Annotated in this window: 12 protein-coding genes; 4 read left to right on the top strand and 8 right to left on the bottom strand. The window is 36.4% G+C overall.

Annotated elements, in window-relative coordinates; genetic code table 11:
- Positions 1-26: 26 nt before the first annotated feature.
- Together G3341_RS03350 and G3341_RS03345 are read right to left on the bottom strand one after the other, a co-directional pair.
- The gene (locus tag G3341_RS03350; RefSeq protein WP_154624273.1) at positions 27-1,310 is read right to left on the bottom strand and encodes a cystathionine gamma-synthase family protein; all 1,284 of its coding nucleotides are present in this window, start codon (positions 1,308-1,310) and stop codon (positions 27-29) included.
- A gap of 45 nt (positions 1,311-1,355) precedes the next feature.
- On the bottom strand, positions 1,356-2,390 hold the full coding sequence (locus G3341_RS03345; protein ID WP_154624274.1) for an isopenicillin N synthase family dioxygenase: 1,035 nt from the start codon (positions 2,388-2,390) through the stop codon (positions 1,356-1,358).
- 229 nt (positions 2,391-2,619) lie between these two features.
- Here G3341_RS03345 and G3341_RS20605 point away from each other — a divergent pair, with 229 nt between their 5' ends.
- The 4 genes from G3341_RS20605 to G3341_RS03330 all read left to right on the top strand — a co-directional run bounded on the left by G3341_RS20605 (position 2,620) and on the right by G3341_RS03330 (position 5,172).
- Positions 2,620-2,904: a hypothetical protein gene (locus tag G3341_RS20605; RefSeq protein ID WP_244316471.1), complete on the top strand. Its 285-nt coding sequence runs from the start codon at positions 2,620-2,622 to the stop codon at positions 2,902-2,904.
- Positions 2,856-3,470: a MetQ/NlpA family ABC transporter substrate-binding protein gene (locus tag G3341_RS03340; protein WP_244316503.1), complete on the top strand. Its 615-nt coding sequence runs from the start codon at positions 2,856-2,858 to the stop codon at positions 3,468-3,470. The genes G3341_RS20605 and G3341_RS03340 overlap by 49 nt, the downstream gene beginning before the upstream one ends.
- Before the next feature lie 315 nt (positions 3,471-3,785).
- A complete protein-coding gene (locus tag G3341_RS03335; RefSeq protein ID WP_154622320.1) occupies positions 3,786-4,385 on the top strand; it encodes a nitroreductase family protein in 600 nt (199 codons plus the stop codon).
- A 484-nt stretch (positions 4,386-4,869) separates the two neighbouring features.
- Positions 4,870-5,172 (top strand): hypothetical protein, encoded by a 303-nt coding sequence (locus G3341_RS03330; protein ID WP_154622321.1) that lies wholly within the window; start codon positions 4,870-4,872, stop codon positions 5,170-5,172.
- Between the two features lie 92 nt (positions 5,173-5,264).
- Here G3341_RS03330 and G3341_RS03325 read toward each other — a convergent pair whose 3' ends face one another.
- The 6 genes from G3341_RS03325 to G3341_RS03300 form a co-directional block, all read right to left on the bottom strand.
- Positions 5,265-6,419, bottom strand: a complete 1,155-nt coding sequence (locus G3341_RS03325; RefSeq protein ID WP_163863482.1) for a fimbrial protein — start codon at positions 6,417-6,419, stop codon at positions 5,265-5,267.
- 81 nt (positions 6,420-6,500) lie between these two features.
- Complete coding sequence (locus G3341_RS03320) at positions 6,501-7,709, bottom strand: fimbrial protein (RefSeq protein WP_163860701.1); 1,209 nt, start codon at positions 7,707-7,709, stop codon at positions 6,501-6,503.
- Between the two features lie 7 nt (positions 7,710-7,716).
- A complete protein-coding gene (locus G3341_RS03315; RefSeq protein WP_163860700.1) occupies positions 7,717-10,185 on the bottom strand; it encodes a fimbria/pilus outer membrane usher protein in 2,469 nt (822 codons plus the stop codon).
- 14 nt (positions 10,186-10,199) lie between these two features.
- Entirely contained in the window at positions 10,200-10,949 is a 750-nt protein-coding gene (locus G3341_RS03310) for a fimbrial biogenesis chaperone (protein WP_163860699.1), read from the bottom strand.
- A gap of 86 nt (positions 10,950-11,035) precedes the next feature.
- Positions 11,036-11,548: a fimbrial protein gene (locus G3341_RS03305; protein WP_154622576.1), complete on the bottom strand. Its 513-nt coding sequence runs from the start codon at positions 11,546-11,548 to the stop codon at positions 11,036-11,038.
- A 106-nt stretch (positions 11,549-11,654) separates the two neighbouring features.
- Positions 11,655-11,903: a helix-turn-helix domain-containing protein gene (locus G3341_RS03300; protein ID WP_244316470.1), complete on the bottom strand. Its 249-nt coding sequence runs from the start codon at positions 11,901-11,903 to the stop codon at positions 11,655-11,657.
- Positions 11,904-12,595: the final 692 nt, after the last annotated feature.

The following is a 12,595-nucleotide window of genomic DNA, read 5'->3' as shown; positions in this document are numbered from 1 at the left end:
GCCAATAGCCTCTGCTGCCGTTACGTTTAAATCGCCTCTAATGCCTGTGATAATGCTTCTTTTAAGTCATTCACATTTTCAATACCGACAGATAAGCGTACTAAATTACTCTCAATACCAATGGAGCGACGAACAGATTCCGCAATACCTGAATGTGTCGTTGAAGCAGGATGGCATGCTAACGACTCCGTGCCACCTAAACTCACCGCTAATTTAAATAACGCAAGGTGGTTCAGAAAGTTAAACGCATCTTCCTCATTATCCCCAACATTGATAGAAAACGTTGAACCGGCTCCCGAACATTGCGCCGAGTAAACTTGATACTCCGCACTTTCCTCGGACAGAAACGCAGGGTAATGCACCTTTTTTACTTTTGGATGCTGGTGTAAAAAAGTAGCAAGTTGCTGAGCATTGTCATTGGCTTTTTCCATTCTTAATTGCAACGTTTCTAATGAACGTCCTATCATCCAACTTGAATGAGGGTCAAGTTGAGTGCCAATTGCATTGCGTTGTGCTCGCACTTTATCAAGTAATTCACGGCGTCCAACGACGCCCCCCGCGACCAAATCCGAATGCCCGCCGACATATTTAGTGAGTGAATACACACTTAAATCGGCACCCAGCGCTAAAGGCTTCTGAAATATAGGTCCCAATAACGTGTTATCACAGATCAGTAGCGGTTTTTCACTTTGTCGTGTTTGAGCAATTTCTTGCGCTATCTCACTAAGTAAGTGAATACCAACTAACGTATTTAATGGATTAGACGGCGTTTCGATATAAATCGCCGCAATCCTTTTTTCAGGATCGATACCGTTAATCACCTCTCGAATAGACTCCGCATCGCACCCATTTTGGAATGCCACTGGCGTTATCCCAAATCGAGCTAGCGTATTCAAAAATAAGGTTTCTGTGCCACCATACAGGGGCTGAGAATGTAATAACACATCGCCAGGTTTGAGAAATGCCAGCAAACACGTTGTAATTGCAGACATGCCTGACGAAAAGAGCGCAGCGCTTTCAGCACCTTCATATAAGGCAAGCCTATCTTCAACAATCTCACTATTAGGATGATTGAAGCGTGAATAGACTAGCCCCTGTTTTTGGTTATCGGGTGTAGGTGTGCGCCCACTAACCATATTGAAAAAGTCTTTTCCTTCCTGAGCTGTTTTAAATACAAAAGTTGAGGTTAGAAAAACAGGAGGTTTAATGGCCCCTTCGGATAGTTCAGGATCATATCCATAACTCATCATCAATGTTTCTGGTGACAGTGTGTGTCCATTTAATTCTTTTTTATAATAGCGACTTGACATCGTTGTACTCCAATAAGATCAATCTACAGCTTTATACTGAGTACATCATAAGATATTGCTATTTTTAACAATTTGCTCGTATTCTTCCGGATAAAACTGACGTGTGACCGATAAATGTGAGCGTAATCGCCCTTTAATTGCATTTTTTCCTAGATTGGTAAACATTGGATTCAAGGGATCACTCTCTGGCCCCAATGCTTGTTGAGCAAGATAATGGGGTAATGGCAATAATGGTACTTCATCGGCAAAAACACTTGGCGTGATGAAATAAGCAATCGAATAACGTGAAACACTATTCTTTTGCCTAACAACTTGATGCACGTTTGCGCGTAAATAACCGTTGGTTGCCAATTCAAACACTTCTCCAATGTTGACAACGAAAGCATTTTCTAACGGAGCAACATCGACCCAACCATTATCTGTTTCGACTTGTAATCCCCCAATATTATCTTGCCATAATAATGTGAGTATTCCCGCATCCTTATGCGCTCCAACTCCTTGCCCACCTTCATTTTGGTCATCCCGTGCCGGATAATGAATCAACTTTAATAAATGTTGAGCAGGCTCGGCAATAATCTGATCAAAACTATTCTCAGGTAATTCCAATGCCACAAGAAACGCTCTGATTAATTTCACGGCAATGTCTCTCATGGCTGATTGCCACGCTAACGCCGCTGTTTTCAATTCAGGTAGTGTTTCAGGCCATTGGTTAGGGCCTTGTAAATTCCACCAAATAGGGTCCTGCTCTGTGAGTGCTAATGCTGGCAGTTCTTCCCCAATATCAATTTGTTCCCGATAATCAGGCTGGTTTCGGGTATTCTCCTGCGTTGAGGCCGTATAACCACGAAAATGCCTTGAGTGGCTCATGTTTATCTTGTCTTTTTCTGTTTTCGGTAAGGCAAAAAACCGTTTCATATTAACAAGCAAATCCTCTCGTTGTTCGACTGGAATAGCGTGACCAACAAGATAAAAAAAGCCTATTTCACGAGCGATAAAACGTAGCTTTTGATAAAAATGTTTTTGTGTTTCCGGATTATCTAACTCACGAAGATCGATAATGGGTAATTGATATGATGACATAATAATTCCTATTAATATTTAATTATCATAATAGTGGTTTTTTCATCCACACTGATATAAATAAATACCATATATAAAAAAGGCTAAAAATAACTTAAAAACATATCGATATAACCTATCTTAATTAATTTCATATAACTAAAAGTTGTTTATTTTTATAAAATGTTATTTCAAAAACACTTATTTATTCTGATTAGATAAAGAAATAAATAACGAATAGGGTAAAAAAATGAAAAAGCTCGCTGTATTGTTGTTAACATTTTCTGTTGCCATCATGAGTGCTTGTTCAGATGAAAATAAAACGACAGAAACTGATAAAACGAATTCACAAGAGAAGCAAAAAATCATTATTGGTAGCCATGGAAGCGATGCTGATATTTGGCGATTTATCGCTCAATCTCAGGCAGCTAAAGATGCGGGATTAGATATCGATGTTAAGATTATAGATGATGGTGTCAAGCGACTATTGATGGCGATGTTGATGTTAATGCCTTTCAATCTTGGGGATTTTTAAAAGATTTCAATCAAAATCACCACCATCAACTCGCGGCGATTACAACTACTTACTTTGAACCTATGGCCATTTATTCCTCGAAATATAAAACGCTAGAAGAGATACCTAATAAAGCATTAGTTGCAATTCCCAATGATACTGCAAATCATGCTAGAGCATTATTATTGTTGCAAAAATCTCAACTTATTACATTAAAACCAGACTTTAACCAAGCCACAGGGTCAGTTAATGATATTGTTGAAAATCCTAAACAACTCGAATTTAAACAAATTAAGTATGCTCATGGTCCACGAGCATTACCTGATGTCGATATTGCTGTTATTGGAAATACCGCAGCACAAGAAGGTGGCTTAAATGCACTTAAAGATTCATTATTTAGAGAACAAAATGATGGTAGTATTAACAATATGATCAATGTACTCGTCGTTAAAACAGAAAATAAAGATAACCCAGCCTTTAATAAACTAGCTGAACTTTATCATACCGACGCGGTTAAAAATTATATTCAGGACAATTTTGGTGGCACAAAAATACAAATTGTTCAGCCTTTATCTACTCTCAAATAAAAAATGTCAGGTATAACGATAGATTACATATGGTTATACCTGTTCCTGACGGCATAAACCTCTTTCAATTTCACTCACCGAACATTCAAAGCACTCTCCAAAATAGGGTTTCAAACCAAAGCAACAAAACATATCATATTGATTTAAAACATCATTAATCCAGCACACACTAGAGCGAAAAATTTGAACCTTATCGTTAATTTTTTTTTCTATGATTTTTTCGCCACAACGCTATAGTAATACTCAACTAACGAATAACGGCTTCTGAAACGTTTAATATAATGCCGTGCGCTAACAAATAGCTAGGAGACTCAAATGTCAAATGCATTTATCGAAATGATTAAAAACCGCCGTACTATTTACAACCTCGGCGATGCATTACCTGTTTCTGAGGAACACGTTACAAAATTAATTAAAGAAGCAGTGAAACATTCACCTTCTTCTTTTAACTCTCAAACATCACGGGTCGTCATTTTATTTGGTGCAGAGCATAAAAAATTGTGGAATCTCACCAAAGAAATCTTGCGTACAATTGTTCCTGAAAAAGCTTTCGCGGCAACAGAACAAAAAATAGACAGTTTCGCTGCGGGTGCTGGCTCTATTTTATTCTTTGAAGATATGGATGTCGTTAAAAGCCTGCAAGAGCAGTTCCCACTCTACGCTGACAACTTCCCTATTTGGTCTGAACAAGCAAGTGGTATTGCGCAATTTGCGGTCTGGACGGCATTAGCACAAGAAAATGTCGGTGCATCACTACAGCACTATAACCCATTAATTGATAACCAAGTTCAAAAAGAATGGGGAACACCGGATAGCTGGGTATTACGTGCTCAAATGGTATTTGGTTCAATCAATGCCCCAGCAGGTGATAAAGACTTTATGGATGATGAAGAACGCTTCAAAATCTTCAAGTAATTCATTATAAAACGATAATAAAAAATGCCCCTATTTGTTATAAATAGGGGCTAATCACCTTCTACATTAAATCGCTACAACTTTGCAATGCCAACCAACACCAAGGGATTCAAAAATGATAAAATTTGGGCGGTTTCTATTTAATACTCAAAATGTTGTCATCAATAACTTTTATCACTGAATATTTACGCCCAAATATAAAAGCAAAAACCGCCCACCAAGCCTCGTCAAACCCACTAAATACGGGATACATACAGATTAAAAATCCAATTAAGATTCATTTTACGAATTTTTATATATCACTCCCGCCTGCCTATCTCGGTTAGAAATCACTCAAAAACAAAATATGCTAAAGAAAATCGATGTTTCTTTAGTACATGTCATATTTTTTACTCGTAACTGAACTAAACTTAGAGATGAGAATTCGTAACGCGCTATCCGTGTTATTAAAGTAGCGCTAGTTCCAACTAGGGGGTAGATGCTAATGAAACGTTTATCTTTAATTGTTACTGTTACTGCTGTACTCATTTCTAGTTTCACTTTCTCTCATGCCGCAACAAACAAAATAGGTGGAGGCACGATTACCTTTGTGGGTTATGTCTATGAACCACTCTGTGAAGTCACCGTGTCAAATAGTGAGCAAATTAACCTGGAATGTTATCGCAATGGTAAAAACTTAACTAAAACTAGCTCACTCAAGAACGCCAAGCAACTTAGCTCTGATTATGTCAAAGTGGAATATAACCAATTTAACAATAAACCGACCCTCAATATTACTTATGATTAACGTAGTATTTTTTTGAAAGAGTTAGCGATAGTTGGCTAACTCTTTCAACTCTATTGACGACATTATTTTATCGTTATCATTCATCATCTTAACTAATTAGTATTTAACATTATCGTCATTTTGCTATTCGCTCTACCGGGTGTAATTGGAACACCACCGTAGGGAACAAAGCGAGCTAAAAAATTCAGTTGAACTTCATGCGTTGCAGCCCCTGTCGTTGGAATTGGCACGCGAGTCCAATTATTAGTCGCCGGAATTTGCCCTCCTACAACACCTAAATTTAGTAAATTATTACGAACCCCTGAAGACGTTAAGATTTCAATGGCTATGCCAGTTGCTGTTGAACCTAAATTAGGATCTAATAACAAATAGTTCGTTTCATTCTTTACTCTATTTTCTTCCCCAGGTGCAAATCCATAGCTAATTCTTGCGCCTCTTTGGCATTTTAATGTAAATGAAAATGGCACAGGAATAGAAGGAATATCAGCAGCAGAATGCCTTCCTAAATTCACCGTCGATTGTACGGCACTCAAGCCACATGTTGATACGACTCGAGCCCCAACAGGCCTCATACGAATAGGTAAATAACTCCCAGCGCTAGGAAACCCAGCATTCCCTTGAGCGGCATTGATACCCGGCCCAGAAAAGCCTATTGCGCCGCGATCAAATCCTGCAATTGATGTATATGAGTTCGAGTTGGCAGCAGCAGTCGAACGGGCTTGTTCCAAGGTCACGCCTGAAAAATGTTTCATTTTGATATTTATTTTATTGCTATTGACAGGATCGACTTCATAACCTATTTTTCGTCTACTCACCCTATTATCATACTGATTATCAACCGATTTATTCATTCCTAAAAACATTTGAAAGCTTAATTCAGGTGCCCTTACGGCCCAATATTTAATACCATTAGCAATAAACAGATAGTTGCCATTATCAATAGCTCCACTAGGCAAGTAATACATTTCAAATATATTATCTGCATCCGTTATATCACATTGAAACACGATGGTTTCTAATGTTTTTCCCATTAAAGAGGCCATATTGGCATTGGAAAATGACTCAATATAAAGTTGCGTCCCTGCTGGTTGAAATTCCAATCCATAAATATATAAATCCACTTTAGAACCAAGAATAATGGGTCCACCTGAGATACCACCATTCATTCTTACACAAGCGGCATTCGCCAGCCCCGTAAAAAATAATAATGTAATACCTATTAATAAAAATATACGTTTAAGCCCCATCACAATCCCTCCCTAATGCTATAAGTTTAAATACATAAATAAAGCCAAAATAAAAGTGTGTTCATCAGTAAAAGAAAAATTTTAATTTTGATTCAGCATAAAAGTCGCTTTACTTCTTACAATACCCGGTGTTATTTCTTCACTACCATGTTTTACAATACGGGCTGAAAAATTGACATCCACAGTCGATGTTGAAGTACCCGAAGGAGGAATGGGTAATGGCTTCCAATTATTATTATTTGAAATTTGCCCACCATTTGCGGATAAACTCAATAAAGGGACTCTATTCGTGTTTGCATCTAAAATTTCAATAGCAACACCTTTCGCTGTTGAACCAATATTCGGATCAAGCAGTAATACATCGGTAATATTTTGATTTATATTTTCCATACCGGGAGCAAAACCATATCGAATATTTGCAGCGCCGGTATCACATTTTACTGTAACAGAGAAATTGACAGGGGTTGAAGGAAGCGAATTTCCAGCGTGGCTCCCTAAATTCACATTTGACGTATTTCTTTCTACGGTACACGAATTAACCGCTGTTGTGCTGGCTGCATTTTGTCCAATATTAAAAAATGATCCCGGCGTATGTGGAGCGCCATTCCCTCCATTCGATACCATGGTATCATTGATTCCTGGCCCTTTAAAAAAGACAAAGGCTCTTGATTCATTTGGGATCGTAGCATCAAATCCATTAGCAGTGATGGGCACTTTAGAACGAATTTGATGGTTGGTCACACCCGAAAAATGTTTTGCTTTAACAAGAATAAAATTTGGGTTTGCTGGGTCAACATCATAACCGATTCTTTTTGACCAATTAGGCTGGTTAGGGAATGCCGTCGTCGCGCTAATTCCATTCCCTAAAAAAAACTCATAATCGACCCCTGAAGTTGCAGTATAAGTATTATTGGCGTAAACAACTGATATTGGCCAATAAGGAATACCATTAATATTTTGCGCAGGTGTTAAATTCGAATAATATGCTCTAAACATATAATAACCTTCGAATATCCTAGTCGCATCAGCGGCCGCACAACGAAATAGAACTTGCTCAGGACTCAAGCCATGCGTTGCTGCCATTTGTGCCGCTGATATATAACTTGTTGCTAACGTTGTTCCTGCTGGTTGAAACTGTAAACCATAAATAGAAACTGGATCTGATGTTCCAACATGTATCGCAGGATTTGGTCTAATATAAGTCTCCATCGTACAAATTGCATTAGCAACAAAAGGAGTAGACATTAAACTTGAAAGCAACGCAACTTTATATTTACGGTTAATATTCATGTTAACCTCAATAGAAATAACAAATGGATTCTGAAATAGAATTATTATCCGAGATACGATAATCAAATTTACAACGTTGATTACTATCTTCACCCCATTTAACAAAAACAGTGCCTTGTTCAGATTGAGAATTAAAATGAACTAAACCGCCTTGTCCAACTAAACCAATTTTATTGTTATTTTCATCATAAATATCAGCGCCAAAGGGTACTGCGTTTTTATCTTGCAATGTAATTCGATAAGTAATGTTATTACCTTTCTTCGTATCAAATTTCACGAGAACAGCAGATCCGGCATAAGGAGCAACTTTGATTAAGTTATTATCAAGATCAATATCCGTACTCATATTTTCAGTATTAAGATAAAGTGTGTTGTATTGATAAGGGACTAATGAAGGGACTACTGCTTGCCCATTACCATTAATCACAATATTACTCCATGAAGATACTGCCGCACCTTCCGCTTCATCAGCTTCTACAATAGCAAAAGTATCACTTAAATAACGAGACGGAATAACCCCGCCCTCATATACAACGAGTGCACCACTCGCGCCCATTGAGAGGGATTTAAAATCATGTCCTTGAGAATAACCGGCATTAACCGATGCAGAAGAAAAATCCTTTTGAATATTGCCTGAAAAACTACTATTTGAGTTACCAACATTGCTTGCTGTAGCATTCCACGAAATAGAATTATCTTCACCAAAAGAACTACTAATCGTGGTGTTATTTGCCCAACGATTATCTGAGTCTGAACGAGTGATTGAACTACTCAATAACGTATTCTGTTCTGGATACCAAAGTGAGAATGGCACTGACACGTTAAACATGTAGTTATTATCACCACCCTCTTCATTATTTCGGTACATTTTGATATAGGTAAAGCTATAGCCAATACCTTTAAAGTTATTCATATAACCGGCTTGCAATTGCTTAGTATCAGGCAAATCATCACGCCAAGTTTGCAAAGAGCCGCTGATATACATCGTTCCATAATCAGCTAAATTCTGATTAACCGTTAATATATATTGAGAACGCCTTGGATTAATCGTGCCACCGCTATATAAATAGCTATCACGATAAGAACTCGCTTCATATAAACTTAAATAGTTTTGTGACTCATAGCGATAACCTGCTAAAGCGATATTTGTGCCTGTCGCATTAATGTCTTTATTCCATGTTATACGTGCACGTGCGCCATTATAGGTATGATTATTATCTAATTCAGCTTTTGAGCTTGCCATATCAAAACTAAAGGCACCAATTTGAGTATTAACAGCAAAACCCAATAATCCAGATTGGTATTTATTGCTGTACTGTACTCCAGCAAATGGCGTGAAAATATTACTCAAACCATATTTCAGGGTAGACTGAACAAAAATATCAGAAGAAGTATTATCGCCGCGTAATTTACCACTCACAATACTGTAGTCGATTTGCCCAGGTCTTAATAATCCAGGTACCGTAGAGAACGGAACAATAAATGTAGAAACACTGCCATTAGCCTCTGTAACTTCAACCGTTAAATCGCCGCCATAACCCGTTGCATAGAGATCATTGATCGTAAATTCACCCGGAGAAACATTTGTTTCGTATATCACAAAACCATTTTGAATAACTCTAACTCTAGCGTTACTATTCGCCACCCCTCTGACGGTTGGCGCAAAACCTTGCATTGACTGTGGGCGCATTCGATTGTCAGTCGCTAATTCAGCGCCTGTGTATGAAAAGCTATCGAATAAGCTTCCATCTGTAAATGATTGGCCAATAGTTAATTCGCTTTCTATTTGTGGGATTGCTCGTTGAACATAAGTCCTAATGCTTTCGTGTTGAAATTTATCATCTTGATTGTATTGCAAGTTAGATTGATGGCGAATTCTAAACAAACCTAGATTAAGCCCTGCTGATATATTTCCATAAGCAGAATGTTCATCTTCCCCATGACTACGACTACTATATCCATTCAGGTTATAGTTCATAAAGAAAGCAGGGATACCTTCATTCAAAGCACTGATAGGCACAAAGCCGCGCGCAGAATGCTCCACCATGACTTGAGGAATTAAAATATCTAAGCGTAGGACTTCTTGCTTTAAATTAACTTGGACATCTTTTGACAACGCATTTAAATCTTCACATGCACCATCAGTGGTTATTAAACCTAAATATTCAGGTTTTATATTAAAGCTATCAATATCTTCTTTGGTTAAACAGGGAACCACTCGTCCTTTGCTATTTTCATAAAATCTAACTTCTTTATTATAAATAAACTCGTTATTTAAATACACATCAACAAACCAGTCTCCAGGCGTGATCTGGTCTTCTGATAATTTATCTATTGATATATCTTTAGCATTACCAATTAAGAAACCTTCATTATAAGAATATTTCTTTTCACTTTGGTTTTCTTCTACCGCTAATGCAACCCTACCATACCCTAAGGATAAGTATACCATTATAAAAATTAATTTTATTTTCATAGCAATACCATTTATTATAAATTAGACTCGTAGGAATCTAAGCCACCATAATCATTAATGACTGAGTAGCTAATTTTTTTTGCATTCATAAACTCATTGGGTATTGCCACACCATTTCCACGATTAAGATAAATATCAGAGAATGGCGCAACCATATTACCTTCTAAATTTAGCTTTCTATTCCCATCAGATAAAGTGACAGTTTGGAATGTAATAAACCATGGAGAATTATTCTTTATCAATAACTTATTACCTTTTGATGTTTTCTTTAATGAGAAAGAAAGTTTTTCATTTATCTGTGCTGGTACTTTAACATCTGTAGGTCGATAAAATAATTTAATTCTAGACCTAATTGCAATTTGCATTGTGTTTTTATTTAGTGAAGTTGTCTCTTCATTTTCTGGAGGAACTTCCAACACATTGAGGTAAAAAATAGATTCTCTATCTTTAGGTAATGCGCCTCCCAAATAAGTTAATCTTAAATTTTGACCTGCACCTGGAGACATTTTAAATATTGGTGGAGTAATTGAAAATGGTGTTTTAATATTTTCAGGTAACTCATTAGGATCTCCAGTATCTAACCAAACTTGTACTAAAGCAGGCCATTTATTATCATTGACCAACTGTACTGTTTTACTTTTCGCTTTTTCATTATATATAACCCTCGTTCCATTGATAATAACGCTGGCATAAAGTGATGTTGATACAATGAATAATGAAATAAATAAAATTAATTTATTTATTATAGGCAGCCTAGTTATCATAATGACCTAATCCTACTTAAAATTGTAATAATTTAATTTTTTATTGATCTGTCAGAGGAATAATTTCCTCTGACAGAATTAACTTCTTATGGATAAGTCAATGTATAGTTAACTTGTGCTGTTACTGCACCTGGCGCGGTTACAACATCTTTCGCATAGTAAAATGCTTGGTATGCCAGTGTTGCAGCACCATTAACAATTGGCTGGTTACCAACTGGCGCACCATTTACTTTCGCTAAGTTACCTGCTTGGTCAGCTAGACCAATCTGTACGTTAGCGGGTGCAACGGTAGGAATAAGATTACCTGTTACAGCATCGCCAGAACTTAGGCTTTCGAAGTTAGCAGCAACATCAACACCACTAACGCTACAGTTAGCTAAGTCGATAGTGAATGAGGTGTTTCCTGCTGTCGCACCTGCTGCATTCAATGCTGTCGTTGATACAGTTGGCAGCGTTACAGTGAAGTCACCACCATTACCTGTTGTCACATCACAGGTTGTAGATGTAATTTCACCGTTGAACGTAATAGTACCATCCGCAGCTAATGCTGATGCTGAAATTGACGATGCAATGAATAAAACTAAAAGTGATTTTTTCATATTTAACCTTTGTAAGATAAAACAATTCCAATCCTTGATTATTAAAAATAAGGATGACTAACTACACATATAGGGCTAAATCCATTTAGAACTACATTCCAAAAAATTAGATAATTAAAGTATTCGCAATAAATATATTCTTATCGTAAATTGTCTTGTCGTAATCAGATAATAAAACTACGATATCCACATTAAATGCATTAGCAAATTTTGCTAATGATTCAACATCTATTCTATTTATTCCGCGTTCAAATCGTGAAATTTGTTGTTGGCTTATTCCAGTTATTTTACCAAGCGTTTCACCGCTCCAACCATTTTGTAATCTTAACGATTTAATTCGTTGTCCAACAGACAATGAATATTTGTATTTTTCAATTTACATGTAAGAGTACCTCTGAATTTAGAATTTATTATTCATGCTTTGATTCAGATCAGTGCTTGACTAATATATTACGCATTCATAGTTTAAAAACAAATAACATCACTCACTAAAGAGTAGGTGGATTTTTGCGAATAATATATTTTATTAACCCCACTCTAAAATAAACAACCACAATAAAAACATAATGTTAACCTTTGCAAACAATCCAGAATTAACATCTAAACACTCAGTTTTAAATCCCAACTAAAGGTTTATAATTCCGATTTAAATTGAAAAAACGACATTTTTATCATAAAACATCAATTTTATACTTTAATATATATTATCTTAATTACATTTTTAGATTATCCTCATCACTATCTTACTTCAAATAACCCCCCTCCTTTAACACAACATCACAATATAACCATCATTTATTGACAGTAAAAATCAAAAAAATGCCTTTAATAAGTGGAAAATACTGCAAGGCAATATAACTACTGACAAAAATAGAACCTTTATCAGACGATAATTTCTATTCCTTTATTTTAGATAATCAATAAAACACATTCTTTTTACGATCTATTTTTTAGAGAAAACAATCGCCATAAAGATATATCAATAATAACTAACATGATTAATTATTTAATCTTGTCAGAGCTAGACTTTAATAACAAATCAATTTT

The organism is Providencia vermicola, from assembly GCF_010748935.1.
GTDB classification, from domain to species: Bacteria; Pseudomonadota; Gammaproteobacteria; order Enterobacterales; family Enterobacteriaceae; genus Providencia; species Providencia zhejiangensis.
Note: the sequence above shows the minus strand (reverse complement) of the source record. Positions and strands in the feature narration are given on the sequence as shown.